General features: G+C 73.5%; 12 protein-coding genes and 1 riboswitch. Of the genes, 1 reads left to right on the top strand and 11 read right to left on the bottom strand.

Going from position 1 to position 16281, the window contains the following annotated elements; all coding sequences use genetic code 11:
* Positions 1-10: 10 nt before the first annotated feature.
* The 4 genes from J4709_RS50715 to J4709_RS50700 form a co-directional block, all read right to left on the bottom strand.
* The gene (locus tag J4709_RS50715) at positions 11-1027 is read right to left on the bottom strand and encodes a hypothetical protein (protein WP_208252715.1); all 1017 of its coding nucleotides are present in this window, start codon (positions 1025-1027) and stop codon (positions 11-13) included.
* A 111-nt stretch (positions 1028-1138) separates the two neighbouring features.
* Positions 1139-1507 (bottom strand): UCP033725 family protein, encoded by a 369-nt coding sequence (locus tag J4709_RS50710; RefSeq protein ID WP_173095910.1) that lies wholly within the window; start codon positions 1505-1507, stop codon positions 1139-1141.
* A complete protein-coding gene (locus J4709_RS50705) occupies positions 1504-5700 on the bottom strand; it encodes an SseB family protein (protein WP_208252714.1) in 4197 nt (1398 codons plus the stop codon). Before J4709_RS50705 ends, J4709_RS50710 begins: the two co-directional genes overlap by 4 nt.
* Positions 5701-5849: 149 nt before the next feature.
* Positions 5850-7148, bottom strand: coding sequence for an aminotransferase class V-fold PLP-dependent enzyme (locus tag J4709_RS50700; RefSeq protein WP_208252713.1), 1299 nt, complete (start codon positions 7146-7148; stop codon positions 5850-5852).
* 43 nt (positions 7149-7191) lie between these two features.
* A riboswitch (SAM riboswitch) is annotated at positions 7192-7308 on the bottom strand.
* Between the two features lie 14 nt (positions 7309-7322).
* Between J4709_RS50700 and J4709_RS50695 the strand changes: the two genes are divergently transcribed.
* A complete protein-coding gene (locus J4709_RS50695; RefSeq protein WP_208252712.1) occupies positions 7323-7739 on the top strand; it encodes a DUF8711 family protein in 417 nt (138 codons plus the stop codon).
* Between the two features lie 65 nt (positions 7740-7804).
* Here J4709_RS50695 and J4709_RS50690 read toward each other — a convergent pair whose 3' ends face one another.
* From J4709_RS50690 to J4709_RS50660, 7 genes are all read right to left on the bottom strand, one after another.
* Positions 7805-10057 carry a transglycosylase domain-containing protein gene (locus tag J4709_RS50690; protein ID WP_208252711.1) on the bottom strand — a complete coding sequence of 751 codons (2253 nt, stop codon included), beginning with the start codon at positions 10055-10057 and terminating at the stop codon, positions 7805-7807.
* 739 nt (positions 10058-10796) lie between these two features.
* Positions 10797-11918, bottom strand: a complete 1122-nt coding sequence (locus J4709_RS50685; protein WP_208252710.1) for an FKBP-type peptidyl-prolyl cis-trans isomerase — start codon at positions 11916-11918, stop codon at positions 10797-10799.
* Positions 11919-12102: 184 nt separating this feature from the next.
* A complete protein-coding gene (locus J4709_RS50680) occupies positions 12103-12714 on the bottom strand; it encodes a methyltransferase domain-containing protein (RefSeq protein WP_208252709.1) in 612 nt (203 codons plus the stop codon).
* A gap of 9 nt (positions 12715-12723) precedes the next feature.
* A complete protein-coding gene (locus J4709_RS50675; RefSeq protein ID WP_208252708.1) occupies positions 12724-13491 on the bottom strand; it encodes a class I SAM-dependent methyltransferase in 768 nt (255 codons plus the stop codon).
* Between the two features lie 99 nt (positions 13492-13590).
* On the bottom strand, positions 13591-14637 hold the full coding sequence (locus tag J4709_RS50670) for a hypothetical protein (RefSeq protein WP_208252707.1): 1047 nt from the start codon (positions 14635-14637) through the stop codon (positions 13591-13593).
* A 146-nt stretch (positions 14638-14783) separates the two neighbouring features.
* The gene (locus tag J4709_RS50665; RefSeq protein ID WP_208252706.1) at positions 14784-15605 is read right to left on the bottom strand and encodes an SAM-dependent methyltransferase; all 822 of its coding nucleotides are present in this window, start codon (positions 15603-15605) and stop codon (positions 14784-14786) included.
* Positions 15605-16123, bottom strand: coding sequence for an ATP-binding protein (locus J4709_RS50660; RefSeq protein WP_208252705.1), 519 nt, complete (start codon positions 16121-16123; stop codon positions 15605-15607). The genes J4709_RS50665 and J4709_RS50660 overlap by 1 nt, the downstream gene beginning before the upstream one ends.
* Positions 16124-16281 lie beyond the last annotated feature (158 nt).

The raw sequence follows: 16281 nt of genomic DNA, 5'->3' as shown, positions 1-16281 counted from the left end.
GAGCGCCCTCTTACCTGCCGAACATGCCGCGGCGGGTCCGGCGGTGCACGCCCTTCGCGCGGCGGGCGATGGCCGCCGCGCCCGCGGGCGCACGGCGCTTGCCGAGCCGCAGCTGAGTGAGCAGCACCGCGATCGCCACCATCAGCGCCGCCAGCCACGCCACCTGCGTGCTCGCGACCCGCTCGAACGTGAGGTCCTGGGCGACGGGCGTCTTGTTCCCGCGCAGCCGGCTCTCCGGCGTCACCGCGACGGTGCTCGGCGCCACCGACGGGCTCGGAGCCGCGATCGGCGGCAGCGCCACCTGCGGGTTCTTCGCCTGGAACGAGGAGTTCGGCGACGGCGGCACGTAGCCGGTGCCGGACGTCGTCCCGGACGCGGTCCCGCCCGTCGAGCCGCTTCCCCCGCTGCCGCTGCCGCTGCCGGACGACGACCCGTGCTTGCCCCCGGTCGCCGACGCCGACGGCGAAGCGCTCTTCGAAGGAGAAGGCGACTTCGTCGGCTTCTTCGACGGCGACGAGCTCGGGACCACGAGCTTGACCGCCGTGGACTTCGTCACCGACGTTCCGCCGGCCGCGCCGACCGTGATCGTGAAGGTGAGCTTCCCCGACTTCTTGATGCTCTTGGGCACCGTCACGGTCGACTCGACCAGGTCGCGGTGGCCCTTCGTCAGCTCGCCGACGGTACAGCCGGTCGAGGTGTAGGGCGACTTGCAGTCACCGCCGACCGCGGCCACCGGCGACGTCTTGATGCGGACGACCTTGATCCCCGACACCGTGCCGCCGTTCGCGATGACATGCGTCCGCACCTGGACGGTGCCGCCCGGGTGCACGGTGCCCGAGAGGGCGCCCACGTCCACCGCGAGCGTCCCGGGCGTGGGCGTCGGGGTGGGCGTCGGCGTCGCGCTTCCCGAGTTGGACGGGGTCGGCGCCGGTGAGTCCTCGGCGGAGGCGGACGCGCCCCCGGCGGCGAGGATGGCCGCCGCACCGAGCCCAACAAAGATCGGTTTCACCGCCGGTCGGCAGTACACCGCCCCAGCACCTCCGTCGCATCGCCTTTGAGCGCCTGTGCCCATACCCGGGAGATCGTCCCAGGAATCATGCGAACACGGATCAACGGGCCAAAGCAACCCCGGGGACGCTCACATGACGTCCTCTCGGACGTCCTCTATCTCCGTGGCGGGCGCCCACGCCTGCCAAACGCCCTGGTCAATGCGCTCAAGGCCGAGCGACTCGGCCACCGGGGCGCGGCCGCCGACATATTCGACGCGCAGCCACGTCTCGTGCTCGCCGACGATGACGAACCGCTCCCCGCGCCACCGGCACGTCGTCCGGACGTACCGGAGCTCCTCCACCTCCGACGCCGGGACGATCCGCCGGAACCGTCCCGGACGCAGCTCCTCGAACCCGTCCGTCGGCCCCGGCGTGTACAGCCGGATCTCGCCGTCCGCGCCCGGCGCCGCCTCGAAGTCGCGGCCGAGCCAGCGCGCCACGTACCCGTCCCTGATCACTTCGCCGCCCCCGCCCGGCCGTCGCGCCCGTCGGACCCGGTGGACGCGTCGGGCCGCAGCCACGCGAGCCGGTCGGGGTCGTACATCGCGACGAACCTCTCCGAACGATCCATGCCCAGGTAGTACATCTCCGCGCCGTACGGGAGGCGGACGCTGTCCACCTTGTACTCGCGGATCGAGCCCGCGCTGCCCGGCGCGAACCCGCCGCCGACGAACGGGGGCCGCTCGATCACCCAGCCCGCGTCGCCCCAGGACGACATCTCCTCGGCGTCGCGCCCGCCGAACGGGATCCGGTACAGCTCCGGGCAGTACGCGGGCCACCGGATGACGTACACGCCCTCGTCCGCGGGCGAGAACGGAGTCTCCTCGTAGAGCAGACCCAGCGCCTCGTACAGCTGGACGGGCGTCTGCAACTCCCCGACGTCGCCCGTCGGATGCACGAACCCGCCGACACGGTCGTAGCCCTGCTCCAGGTACCAGCCGACATGCCCGTGCGGGACGACCTTCTGCATGATCGTCGGCTGGGACACCCGGTCGTCGAGGTCCTCGGCCCGCGCCGGCTCCGCCCCGACGACGTCCTGCACCGTCATGTCCGCTTCGGGCTCGCGCGGCGCCGGCGGGGCAGGCGGGGCTGGCTGCCGCGCCTGGACGAGCCCGACCCGCACCGCCCACTCGCTCAGCGCCCGCACCTGGTCGCCGCGCAGCGACGCGCCGATCCGCGTCCCCGGGTTCAGCAGCAGCGCCCAGTCGTCGCGCGGCCACGCACCGATCAACTCGCGGAAGTCGGCGTAGACGAACCGCGACTCCGGCAGCACCTCGCGCAGCCGCACGAGCGAGGTGAACACCCGGACGGCGGTGCCGTCGCGCAGCGCCGCGTCCCACCGGAACTCGCGCTGCACCGGCGTCACCTCGAGCGGCGCGTCCGGCGGGATCGGCACCAGCACGTTCGCGTTCAGCAGGACGCGCAGGAACGCGTCGGAGTCACCGCCGAGCGCCGCCTCGTAAAGCTCCTGGTCGATCCGGTTGCCCGGCTCGAACACGGCCTCGGGACCCGCGACGGGCCGCAGCCGCCGCTCCGCCGTCGCGTCCTCGTCGGACGGTCCCGTCTGCGCCGGAGACTGCGGAGCGGGCGACTCGCCGGCGCCCGCCGCCCCCAGCCCGACGATCGCGTGACCGCCCGTCACGGTCGACGGGTTGACGGCCGGCGCCGCAGGCTGCTCGCCGCCGCGCTCGTATCCGTACTGCCCCGACGCCCCAGGCTGCGGCCCGGTCGCGTCCGGCACACCGGGATACCCGTGCGGCCCGGTGTCGCCGGGTTGAGTGCCGGACGGGACCGACGGCTCGCCGGACGCGCCCACCCGAGGCTGCGGCCCCGTGGACTCCGGCGCCCCAAAACCGGGCGGACGCTGCGGCCCGGTCGCGTCCGGCACGCCGGGATACCCGTGCGGGCCGGTGTCGCCGGGGCGAGTGCTCGACGGGACCGGCAGTTCACCGGTCGCGCCCACCTGCGGCTGCGGCCCCGTGGACCCCGGCGCACCGAAGCCAGGCTGTTCCGCCGAAGGCGCCGGGGGCGCGGCATGTCCGCCGGCGGCGATGGACGGCCCTTCTGGGGCACCGACCTGGTTCTGCGGGCTATCCCCCGGCGCGTCGAAGCCGGGCTGCTCCGCCGAGGGCACGGTGTACCCACCGGAGGTGGTGGACGGCCCTTCCTGCGCGCCGACTTGGTTCTGCGAGCCGTCCCTCTGCGCACCCGCGTGCTTTGGCGCATTGAGGCCGGGCTGATGCTGGGGCCCGGTGGACTCCGGTGAACCGAAGCTGGGCTGTTCCGCCGAGGGCAACGGCGGCGCGGCGTGCCCGCCGGAGTTGGTCGGCGGTTGGGGGGCGTCCTCGGGTGCGCCTGGCTGTTCCGGCGAGGGCGTCGAGAGCGGCGCTTGCGGCCCGTGACTCGGCGTCCCGGTGACGCCGGGCGCACCGAAGCCGGGCTGTTCCGCGGACGGCGTGGGGAGTGTGGCGTGTCCGCCGGAGGTGGTGGACGGTCCTTCCGGGGCGTCGACCTGGTTGCGCGAGCCGGTTCCGGTGGCGTCCGGCAAGGCGGGGTACCCGTGCGGGCCGGTGTCTCCGGGGAGAGGCGTGTTTCCCATGCCGGGCGGCACCGGCGGCTCGCCGGTCGCGCTCACCTGCGGCTGGGGGCCGGTGGATTCCGGCGCGGCGAAGCCGGGCTGGTCTGCCGAGGGCGTGGGGAGTGCGGGATGCGCGCCGGAGGTGGTGGACGGTCCTTCCTGCGCGGCGACCTGGTTCTGGGAGCCGTCGCCGGGTGCGTTCGTGGGCTCGGGGGCGTTGAGGCCGGGCGGGTGCTGGGGTCCGCTGGATTCCGGCGCGGTGAAGCCAGGCTGGTCGGAGGGCGTCGGGAGTGCGGGGTGTCCGCCGGAGGTGGTGGACGGGCCTTCCTGCGCGGCCAGCGGGTTGCCGGGTGCGTCCGTGGGCTCTGGTGCGTTGAGGCCGGGCTGGCGCTGGGGTCCGGTCGGTTCCGGCGCGGCCGGGTACGCGTGCGGGCCGGTGTCTCCGGGGAGGGGGGTGGACGGATGCGGCGCCGTGACGTCGTCTCGGCTGAGTCCGCTGGTCGCGCCCACCTGCGGCCCAATGGGGTCCGGCGCGCCGAAACCGGGCTGGTCCGCGGAGGGCGTGGGGTGCCCGCCGGAGGTGGTGGACGGGGCTTCCGGGGCGTCGGTGGACGGGACGGGCGGGGCGACCGGGACGGCCGGGGCGTCCGGGGGAGGGGGCGTCGCGGCGGACGGCGGGGTCGCGGCCTTCTCGGGGGCGGTGCGCGGCGGGCCGCTGAGGGCGCGGACCTGCTCGCCCGGCATCGTGGCGTCGATCGGGGTGCCGGGGTTGAGGACGAGGGTCCAGTCGGCGTCGGGCCAGGCGGACACGACGTCCAGCAGGCTCGGCATCACGAAACGGGACGAGCCGATGGCCTCGTTCATCCACTTCAGGGACGTGAACAGCTGCACGGAGGTGCGGCCGTGGACGGTGACGGGCCGCCACGGGAACGCCGGGTCCTCGGGCGCGATGCCCCACGGGGTGTCGGGGTCGGCGGGGACGAGGACCTGCGCGCCGAGGAGCACCTTGAAGAAGGTGTCGGTGTCGCGGCGGCGGGCGGCGTCGAAGAGGCGCTGCTCGATGTCGTTCTGCGGTTCGAAGCGGTCGGTCATCCGGGCGGCGGCGCGCTGGTCGGCCCAGGTGGCGAGGCCGGGGAGCTGGGCGGCCATGACGGTGCCGCCGGCGGGGGAGCCGGAGTTGATGGCGAGGAGCCAGCCGTGGTCGGGCCAGTAGCGCAGCGCGACGGTGAACGGCAGCGTGATGTACTCGGTGCCGGTCCCGTTGGCGCGGGCGGCCTCGATGAGGCGCTCGGGTGAGGTGAAGACGGGGACGACGGTGCCGCCGTCGACCTCGCGGGTCCGCCACGGGAAGCCGGGGCGGCCGGGGCGCAGCGTGTAGTCGGTGTCGTCCGGGACGGGCAGCAGGATCTCGGTGTCCGCCATCGTCTGCAGGAACAGGTCGTGGTCGTTGTTCGCGGCGGCGCGCAGCAGTTCGCGTTCGACGTCGTTGGCGGGCTGGAACTCGGGCCGGGACGGCTCGGGGGCCGCTTCGCGGGGCAGTTCGCGGTGCTGGCCCTGCAGTTCCTCCCACGGCGACTCGTCCGACGACGGCGGCGGCGCGGCCGGAGCGGGTGCGGGTGCGGACGGGACATCGGGGCGGCCGACCTGCGGCGGGCGGCCGTCGCCGTCGGCGACCTGGCGGACGAACCAGGCGGGCATCCGCGCCTCGATCGGCAGCGGGGCGGCGCCGGGGTGGCCGGGCGCGTCGACGGCGAGCCACCAGCGGGCGTCGGGCCAGGTCTCGGCGAGGTCGCCGAAGCGCAGCGTCATGAAGTGCCGCCAGGACGGGCCGAGGCAGGCGCGCATCGCGGCGGCGGAGGTGTAGGCGAGGATGTGGACGCGGCCGTCCTCCTCGCGGGTCGGCCAGGCCGGTCCGGCCCGGCCGGCGAGGACGCCGTCGACGGCGTCGTCCGGGACGGGCACCACGAGCTCGCTTCCCGCGAGGACGCGGAAGTAGCCCTCCTGGTCTCCGGCCCGTACGCTCTGCTCCAGTCGGCGTTCCAGTTCCGACGTGGGTCGCCACGCGTCGGCCACCGCCGCCACCCCCTGTTTTCGTCCGTGCTCGTCCCCGCCCCGCCGGATCCCGGTGGGAGGTCCGGCGGGAAGTAGCGCGACTGCCTACGCTACAGGGGCGAACAGGACCAAAGGCCATAAACGTCTGTGCTCGCGGGCGAGTCCGCAGGTCAGCGGGGTGCCAGTCGCGCCAGTGCGGTGCACAGCCGGTCGATGTGCTCCTCGGTCGTGCCGATCCCGAAGCTCGCGCGGACGGCCGCCCCCTCGCCGCCGCAGCCCGCGGCGCCGTCGCCGCCCAGCAGGTGCCGGACGAGCGGGTGCGCGCAGAACTTTCCGTCCCGCACGCCGATGCCGTGCTCCCCGGACAGCGTAAGCGCCACGTCGCGCGCGTTCCAGCCGGTCACGGTGAAAGACACGATTCCCACGCGCGGCGACCGGTCGCCCCACAGATTCAGCTCGCGGACGTGGGGGAGTGCGGCGAGTCCGGTGCGGAGCCGGGCGAGGAGCCGCTCCTCGCGGGCGGCGAGCGCGTCCCAGCCGGCGGCGGTGAGGGCGTCGCAGGCGGCGGCGAGGGCGATGACGCCGAGGACGTTGGGGGTGCCGGCCTCGTGCCGCTGCTCGGCGGACGGCGCCCACCGGACGGTGTCGGCGACGGACGCGCTGGCGCCGCCGCCCTTGAGGTAGGGGCCGGCGGCGCGCAGCCAGTCGGCGCGTCCGGCGAGCACGCCGGCGCCGAACGGGGCGTACAGCTTGTGGCCGGAGAAGGCCACGTAGTCGAGGCCGAGCGCGGTCATGTCGAGGGGCCGGTGCGGGACGAGCTGCGCGGCGTCGACGGCGATGCGGGCGCCGTGCCGGCGGGCGACCTGCGCGAGCTCGCGGATCGGCCACAGTTCGCCGGTGACGTTGGACGCGGCGGTGACGACGAGCAGCCGTGCGCCGACGGGGGTGGCGGCGAGCGCGCGGTCGGCGGCGTCGATGGCCTCGGCGGGCGTGGCGGGGGCGGGCAGCCGCACGGGGCGCTTCCACGGCAGCAGCGACGCGTGGTGCTCGGACTCGAAGACGACGACGCTGGTCCCGGACGGGACGGCGTGCGCGAGCAGGTTCATCGCGTCGGTGGTGTTGCGGGTGAACACGACGGCGGCGCGGCGCCACGCGCCGACGAACTCCCGGACGGTCTCGCGCGCGCGCTCGTAGGCGTCCGTCGTGACCTGCGAGGCGTAGCCGGCGCCGCGGTGAACGCTGCTGTAGTAGGGCAGCGCGCGGGTGACGGCCTCGTGCACCGCCTCCAGACACGGGGCGCTGGCGGCGTAGTCGAGGTTGGCGTAGGGGACGGTGCGGCCGTCGTCCAGGGGGACGGGCGCGTCCGCGCCGATGACGCGCGGGAAGGCGCGAACTTCCGGCGCGGTGCCGGGCGTCTCAGCAGGAGTGAGCGGGGAGCGGGACGGTGCGGGGGCGAGCGTGGCGGGCATGCCGGTTCCTTCCGGGGTCAGGGACCCCGGGGCGTGCCTGCGGGATCCGCGCTTGCCGGAACGCGGTCCCGCGTCCGGCCAGGTCCTCACCCGGGGCACCCCATCGCGGACGAAGGGTTGCCGGCCAGCGAGCCGGGGCTTGGCGCTGGCGCTCATGACCTAGTGCGGAAGTATATGCGGAGCCTGTGGCAGATCAAGTGGGAGGGTGCGATGCGGTACGGGGTGGTTCGGGCGCTGGCCGGGGGAGTGCTGATGCTCGGCGTGTCCGGCCTGCTGGGCGCGTGCGGGGCGCTGGGAGGCAACTCCGGCCAGGTGTGCACCGACACGAAGAAGGCGTTCCAGCAGTACATCACCCAGGTGCGGAGCGTGCCGGCGGCGGAGCCCGCGCAGTGGGGGCAGGCGACGCAGCGGCTCGCGACGCGCATCGACGGGCTGGCGAAGAAGGCCGACGACGGGACGCTGAAGAAGGCGCTCCAGGCCGAGTCGCAGCGGCTGAACACCGCCGCCGCGAACGTCGGGACCGGGGACGCCGCGCAGCTCAGCGCCGTGATCAACGACACACCCGCGCGCATCGGGAAGGCGTGCGACTAGCGGCGGGATGAGACGCGAAGGGGCCCGGCGGCGAACCGCCGGGCCCCTTCGTGTTCGGTGCGTGCTCAGTTGAACATCTGGCCGGTGCCGCCGCCGTCGTTGCCGCCGCCACCGTCGTTCCCACCGCCGCCGTCATTGCCGCCGGTGCCGCCGCCGTCGTTCCCGCCGTTCCCGCCGCCGGTGCCGCCGCCGTCACCGCCGCCGGGCAGCGACGGGATGATGGTCGGCAGGTCGGACGGCGGCTTCGGCCCGTGCGACCCGCCCGTCCCGCCGGACGGGCGGTGCGTGGGGCCGTCGGTGCGCGGCCCCTCGGTGCTCGGCGAGCCGCCGCCGGGGGTCGGGACGCCCCAGCCGCTGCCGGGCGTCTCCGACGGCGACCCGAACGACTTCTGGTCGTAGCCCTTGATGTCGACCGCGTCGGTCATGTACGAGCGCCAGATCTGGGTGGGCAGCTGCCCGCCGTACGAGCCGTAGCCGGGGATGTCCAGCGCCTTGTTGTCCTCGCGGAACATCGCCACGCTCGTCGCCATCTGCGGGACGAACCCGTTGAACCAGATCGCGCGGCCCTCGTCGGTGGTGCCGGTCTTCCCGGCGACGTCGCGGCCGTCGGGCAGCTGCGCGCCGGTGCCGGTACCGCCCTGGACGACCTGCTGCATCGCGTACGTGGCGTCCCGCGCGACCTGCGTGCCGAACGCGCGGCTGCCCTTCTCGCTGAACTTGCGGGCCTGGCCCTCGTTGTCGGTCACCGACTTCACCACGTACGGCTGCCGGAACACGCCCTCGTTGGCGAACGTCGCGTACACCCCGGCCTGCTGCACCGGGTGCAGCGACACGACGCCGAGCGGGAACGACGCCGCGGCGCGCTGCGCCGGCGTCATCTGCGAGGAGGAGATGCCGAGCTTCTCGGCCATCGCGGCGATCTTGTCGTTGCCGATGTCCTGGCCGAGGTTCACGTAGGCGGTGTTGACCGAGTGCTCGGTCGCGGTGACGAGGTTGATGTCGCCGAAGCTCTCACCGCTGTCGTTCTTGATGGAATGCCCGCCGAAGTACTGCGGGGAGCTGCCGTCGTAGGTGTCGGACAGGCTCTTGCCGTCCTCCAGCGCGGCGGCCAGCGCGATCGGCTTGAACCCCGACCCGGCCTGCGCGGTGTCGTAGAACGCGCTGCTCGCCGCCTCCGTCAGGTAGTTGCGGCCGCCGTAGAAGGCCAGCACCTGCCCGGTGTTCGGGTCGACCGAGACCAGGCCGGTCCGGATCTTCTTGCTCATCCCGGCCGGGACGTTGTTCTCCACGGCCTGCTTCGCCGCGTCCATCAGCCGCTTGTCGAACGTCGTGGTGATCCTCAGCCCGCTGCGGTTGATCTCGTCCTCGGTGTAGCCGCGCCGCTCCTCCAGCTCCTTCTTGGCCAGGTTGACCATGTAGCCCTTCTGGCCCTTGAGGACGTCGGTGATCTTCTCCTTGCCGGGCATCGGGAACTTCATCGCGGCGGCGTCGGCGGGCGACAGCGCCCCGTCCCGGACCATGTTGTTCACCACGGCGTGCCAGCGCTGCTCGGCGTACACGCGGTGCTGGCCGGTCGGGTCGGCGAAGTTGCTCGGCTGCTGGATCGCCGCCGCCAGGTACGCGGACTCGGCGGGGGTGAGGTCCTTGACGTCCTTGTTGTAGTAGGCGTGCGCGGCGGCCTGCACGCCGTAGGCGTCGCGGCCGAAGAAGATGGTGTTGAGGTACTGCTCGAGGATCCAGTCCTTGGACTTCTCCCGGCCCACCTTCAGGGAGACCATGATCTCCTTGAGCTTGCGGGTGACCGAGCGCTCCTTGCCGATGCCGCCGTAGTAGTTGCGGACCATCTGCTGGGTGATGGTGGAGCCGCCCTGCAGCTGCCCGCCGGTCGCGGTCGACCAGAACGCCCGCGCGGTGCCCTGGACCGACACGCCCGGGTCCTGGTAGAAGCTGCGGTTCTCCGCGGCGATGACCGCGTCGCGGGTGCTCTTCGGGATCTGGTCGAGCTTCACCGCGTCCCGGTTCATGCCGGTCTTCGCGATCAGCGTCTTGCCGTCGGAGTAGTAGAACGCGGGGCCCTGCGCGAGCGCCTGCTGCTGCGGCGAGGGGACCGGCGTGAAGACGTAGGCGATCGCGAACGCCGCGACGAAGAAGCCGAGGATCCCGAGCAGCGTGAACAGGATGCGCCGCAGGTAGCGGACGCGGCGGCTGCGCGGCTTCTTCGGCCCGCGGTTCGGCCCCCGGCCGCCACCGCCGCCGCCGGAACCGCCGCCGGGGCCGCGCCCCGGCGGGCCTCCTTGCCTCGACGACGCAGCCGGCATGGTCTTGGTATCTCCGGCGGGAGAGCCGCTCACACCAGCGTCCGCGGAGCCGTCCGGAAGGTCCCGGCCGGTGCGGGGGGTATCGGGGGAGGTGCCCTTTTCGGCGGGCGAAGATCGCACTCCCGCATCGGGAGAAAGCGCGGGCTCGGCGCTCGCGGAGCCCTCCTCGGGCTCCTTGTCGCCGTTCTGAGATATGTCGCCGTCGGGGGAACTCTCCGGATCCGGGGTGGATTCTTCGGAGTCCGCGGTGAGCGTCGCCGTCCGGGCCGCGGGCTGCTGCGCCGCGTGCCCGGCCGCCGCTTCCCGCTCCTGGTCACGGGCCTGGTCGCCGGTCAGGGGCGGCTCGCCCGCCGGCTCCGGACGCGGCGTGTCGCCGTCCGATCCGCCCGCCGGAACGGCCTTCGCTCCATCCTGCCGGAGATCGTCCGCAGTGCCCGGCGTGCCGTCTTCCTGACCTTTTTCCCTGCTGCTCACAAGCCCCCCGTGATTATTGCGTTACCGACGATACCTGAGGGGATCCATGCCATGGGCCGCCCAATGCGCATCCTTGGGTTCCCGTTAGGTTGACGGTCCACGGGCCCTCCGGGTTGACGTGACGGTCGTCGCAGCCCCGCCGGGAACTCCGCGGCGGCGGGCCGCCGCGGCCGCGGGACCGGGCCGCGAACGCCGAGCGGCGGGAGCCCCGGCCAGGGCGCCCGCCGCTCGTCTCCGCCCGCGCGCCGTCACGCGGCGCGCGCGGTCACTTCTGCACCTTGGCCAGGATGTCCACCACGAACACCAGGGTGTCGGTGCCCTTGATCCCGGCCTGCGCGTTGCCGTTCTTGCCGTAGCCCTCGGCCGGCGGCAGCACCAGCAGCACCCGGCTGCCGACCTTCGCGCCGGTCAGGCCCTTGTCGAAGCCCGGGACGGTCTTGCCGACGCCGATCGGGAACATCGCCGGCTGGCCGTTCTTGAAGCTGGAGTCGAAGACCTTGCCGCCCTTCCAGATCTGGCCCTGGTAGTTGACGACCGCGTCGTCGCCCTTGGCCAGCGCCGGTCCGGTGCCCTGGACGAGGGTCTTGGCCTGCAGCTTCGACGGCGCGTCCGTCTTCGGGACGGTCACCTTGGGCGCCTTGCCGGCGCCCTGGTCCTCGACCTTCGGCAGGCTCTTGTCGTCCAGCTTCTGCGGGGCGCCCTGCGGGCCGGCGTTCTTCTTCACGACCGCCTGGACGTCCACGACGAACACGACCGAGTCGTTCTTGCCGAGGCCGAGCTGCGAGCCCTGGTCGCCGAAGCCCATCGACGGCGGGACCTCCACGAGCACCCGGCTGCCGGCGGTCTTGCCGAGCAGGCCCTTGTCGAGGCCCTTGACGCCGCTCTTGCCGACGGTGAGCGCCTGCGCCTGCTGCCCCTGCTCGTAGGACGAGCCGATCTTCTTGCTGGTGCTCTTCTTCCGGGAGTCGTCGGCGTCGGTCTGCTTCGCCCACTGGTAGAAGGAGTACTGCACGAACATCGTGTCGCCGTCGGCGATCGCGGGGCCGCTGCCCTTGATCAGCGTCCGGGACTTCAGGCCCTTGCTCGGCGCGAGCTTGGTCGGGATCTTCACCTTCGACTCGGCCCCGAACTTGCCGGACACCTCGATCTTCGGCCCGGGGCGCGTCACGTAGTAGGTGACGCCGCCGGCGATGGCGAGCACGGCCACCACGATCCCGGCGATCGTCGCGATCCGCCGCTTGCGGGCCTGGGCGGCCGTCAGCGCGGACGGCCGGTTCAGCCCGCTGCCGCGCCCGGCGCTGATCCCGTGCGGGGTGAACTCCGGGCTGCGGATGTTCTTGGCGTTAGGGATCTTCGCCTTGACCGCCGGCTTGTCATCCTCGGCCATGGTTCCTCACTCGCTCCGGGGTCGACGACATCACGAAAGTGACCACCCTTCCAGCCCCGGCCTAAGAACAGCGTGAAAACCGAGCAAAGGAGGCCGACCTGCAATCTACCGGTCACTCGTCGTGGAAGAGCGCTCCCGGCAGGGGCCCGCCCCGGGGGCGGGCTCTTCAGGACACAGGGACTGGTCAGGATACTGCCGCGGGCCCCCGGGCGAGCAAACGCCGCTTCTGGCCGTCCGGCAGGTCGACCTGCTCCAGCACGGTGAAGGCGCCGTCCAGCAGCGACGCGGGCTCGCACTCGCCGAGGCACCACTCGGCCGGCAGCGCGTCGCGGACGCGCCGCGCCTCCGTCGTGAACGCCTCCCAGGCCAGCAGCCCGCCGGGGACGACGGCGCCGGCGGCCCGCCGGAACACCTCCCGGTCCCAGAAGCCGGTGCACAGCACGAGCGCGTACGACGCCGTCCCGGGCCGCCACGCGCCGAGATCGTCCTGGACGAGCGTGATCAGCCCGTCCAGCCCGCGGCGGCGCGCCTCCGCGCCGAGCCGCCCGAGCGCCACCTCCGAGACGTCCACGGCGGTGACGTGCCGCCCCGCCCCCGCGGCCAGCAGCGCCGACCCGGCCGTCCCGCACGCCAGGTCCAGGACGGGACCGTCCGGCAGCGGGCCGTCGAGCGCGTGGACGGCCAGCGGGTGCGGCGCGAACGACGGCTCGGGAGCGCTCTCGTACTTGGCGTTCCACCGGAGCCTGTCGGGGTGCCCGGCCAGCGCCGCCGGCACCCCGTCCTCACCGGATTCCATGCCACGACCCTAGCGGCGCTCCGCGATCAGGAGCATGAACAGGGCCGTGGGGAAGCCCTCGCGCCACCACGGGTCGTCGCGCAGCTGCTCCGGCGTCGGATGCGGCTCGCGGAGGTCCGCGATGACGAAACCGTTGTCTCGGAGCGTTCCAGAGTAGAACTCCAGGGGCCGGAGCCACGACGTGATCATCGACGGCGACTCCAGGCCGTCGACCAGGAACCGCTGGTCGACGCCCCGGGACGCGAAGTACCGCGCCGCGGGCACGCTGTCGGTCGCGCCGTGCTCGGAGTTCTCCACGTAGAAGCACGGATGCAGGGTCAGCGACACCAGCCGGCCGCCGCTCTTCAGCACCCGGCCGAACTCCGCGATCGCGCGTGACGGGTCCTGCAGGTGGCTGAACAGGTGGTTGCAGACGACCAGGTCGAACCCGCCGTCCTCCACCGGCAGCGCGTCCACGCTGGCCCGCGTGAACGACACCGAGCCCGCGCCACCGCCCGCCGGCACCGCCGACGCCGCGTCGATCAGGCCCTGGCAGGCGTCCACGCCGACCACCTCGGCGCCGCGGGCGGCCAGCGTCCGCGCGATGTAGCCCTCGCCGCAGCCGGCGTCCAGCACCCGCAGCCCCGCGCACGGCCCGACCGCGTCCAGCATCGCGGCGTCGGTGAGCTCGGTGCGGTACCGGTCGCGGCCCTCCCTGATCACCTTCACCCAGTAGTCCGCGTTGGCCTCCCACCGCTCCCTGGTGAGATTCGCGATGGCTTCCGCCGTCTCTTCCACCGGCTCCCCATTCCCCGGCCCGCTCGCGGGCCTTTCACCTCAACGACCTGCACTGCGCGGCCTTTGCCCCGCGCGGCACCCCCGAGAACGCAGCACCCGCTATGGCAGCTCTTTCAGCCGCCGCACCAGGGTGTTGCACGTCTCTCTGACCCTCCGGTCATCGCAGTCGGCGGCGCGCAGCTCGAGCGCGTCCGTCAGCTCGGCGCGCCGGCCGCCGAACGCGGGATCGCGTTTCAGCGCCAGCGGAATGTACGTCGACGCCAGGTAGTACACGTACGCGTCGTTGTAGTCGGCGATCTCGCGCAGCACCTCGTTCGCGGTGTTGCGCAGCGAGAGGGAGCTCGGCAGCGTGAAATCGGAGCTGATCCGGCCGTCCCGCATGTAGGTCGGGAACGACCATTCCTCGAGCGCGGCGTACACCGGCGTCGCGTCCAGTTCCCGCCGGTACCGCTCGGCGAGTTCGATGTCGCCGGAACTGATCAGCGAGCCCATCACCACGCCGCGCATCATGAACGCGGTCTGCCGGCCCGGCACCTCGAAGCCGAGGTCGGCGTCCAGCGCGCCGGTCACCTTGCTGACCTGGTGGGTGAGGATGTTCAGGGCCAGGATGGAATGGAAGGAGTAGGTCTTGCGGTTCAGCTTCGGCGCCAGGTCGACCGACGACTCGAAGAGCGGGGCGGGGTCGGCGAGCAGCCCGTGCCCGCGCTCGGTGGAGTAGAGCGCCGTCAGCGCCGTGTCGGGCTCGCGGCCCCAGAACCGGGCGATGAACGACGACGTCCGCTGGTTCGCCTCGCCCCGGACGATGCGCAGCCCCGCCTCCAGCGCGTTCAGCAGCAGCGGCTGCGGCACCGCGGACCCTTCGAGCGCGTTCAGATCGACGGCGAGGCCCTCCGCGCCCAGATCGGAGACGAGCCCGTCCAGCCGCTTGCGAATCGCGTGCGCCCGGGAGTACTCCGCGATTCCCGGAATGGACGACATCAGGCTCTGCAGGGACCGCCCGCTGACCCGGTCGAGCCATTCCGCGTTGTCCCACAGCCGGAACACCGTGCTCTCGTCGAGCCCCGAGAACGCGGCCACGTCGGACATGTTCAGGCCCATGTCCCGGGTGATTTCCGAGAGGGACTTCGGCTCGCCGTCCGCTGTCATCACTCGCCCTAGAGCCGGCAGTTCTCGACTCCCCGATCGTAGCGAAGGGCGCGGCGGTGAGGACGGTTCCCGCCGATATGCGGCGGCCCGGCGGACGAGGGCGGCGTCGTGAACGGGCGCGGCCCCGCGGGCGAGGGTGGCGGGCATCAGACCGGTTTGCGCCCGATGCAGCCGACGAGCGGCAGCGGGCCGTCCGCGCTCACGGCGTCCGCGAGCGGCAGCGCCGCCGGGTACGGGCCCGCCGGCTCCAGTGGCGCGCAGATCTCCGCGATCTCCGCGCGGTCCCGCGGCGTGAACGCCAGCCCGGCGCGGCGCGCCGTCGCCGCCAGCGACTCCAGCTCCGGCGTCCGCGCGGTGTGCGTGATCACCATGTGGCTGCCGGCGGGCAGCCCGTCCAGCAGCGTCCGGACGATCCCGCGCGGGTCGTCGGCGTCCGCGACGAAGTCCAGCACGCCGAGCAGCAGCAGCGCGACCGGCCGGCCGAAGTCGATCAGCCGGCGCAGCCCCGGATGGCCGAGCAGCGCCCCGGGGACACGGACGTCCCCGCCGAACGCGCCGGTGCCGCGGCCCGTCGCCAGCAGCGCCCGCGCGTGCACGAGGACGAGCGGGTCGTTGTCGACGTAGGCGATCCGGCAGGACGGCTCGACGCGCCGGACGACGTCGCCGACGTTGCGCTCCGCGGGCAGCCCGCACCCGACGTCCACGAACTGCCGCAGCCCCGCCTCGGCGAGCAGCGCGGCGGCGTACTCCAGGAAGCCCCTGTTCACCTGGGCGAGCCGCGCGACGACCGGCGCCCGCTCGAGCGCCTGCTCCGCCATCTCCCGGTCGGCCGCGTAGTTGTCCTTGCCGCCGAGGAAGTAGTCGTACATGCGGGCGGTGCTCGGCGCGCCCAGGGGCGCCGCCGCGGCGCCGGCCTCCTCGTCGCCGACCTCCGCCCACCGGCTGAGGCTCTGCACCGGCCCCGCCATCACGGGCGCCTCCAGCGCTCCCCGACCGGCACCCCGAACCACGACGTGCACGTCCCGCTGCGGTTGCGGTGGCAGCCCTGGTCGGCGGCGAGCGCCTGCATCAGCACCCGGCCCCGGCCTCCGGCGGAGAACTGGTCGTCGGGCGTCCGCGGCGGGCCCGGCCGGGCGCCGCCGTCGGTGATCTCCACCCGGACGAACCGGTCGAGGTGCACCACGGCCACGGTCACGGTGCCGTCCCGGCGCGGCCGCGACCGCAGGACCGACTCCGTCATCGCCTCGCTGGTCAGCAGCTCCAGGTCGGCCAGCTCGGACCGGCCCGCGCCGAAGCACTGCCCGACCAGCTCCCGCACGTAGGTGCGGGCGAGCCGGACCGCGGCGGGCGTGGCGGCGAGCTCGATCTCGCCGAGCAGCCGCCCGGCGGCGGTCCCGTTGCGGGCGGCGGTGCTCCCGAGCTCCAGGGAGGGGGCGGGGGAGGGCGCCGGGAGGAGCGCGGGCGTCCCCGCGTCGGTGGCGTTCATGGCAGCGACGGCTTCACGTCTCCGTGTCGGGCTGTAAGCGAACATGTGCTCTCGGCCTGGTGGGAGTCGGCTGTGGACGTGGAACGCGCGAGGGGCCACGGCCTTCGAGCGCCATGACGCCGCTCACACGACAGACACTCTTACGCAGGGAGCGGTGG

The organism is Actinomadura violacea, from assembly GCF_017573465.1.
Classification (GTDB): Bacteria; Actinomycetota; Actinomycetes; order Streptosporangiales; family Streptosporangiaceae; genus Spirillospora; species Spirillospora violacea.
This window is presented reverse-complemented; position numbering and strand designations above follow the sequence as displayed.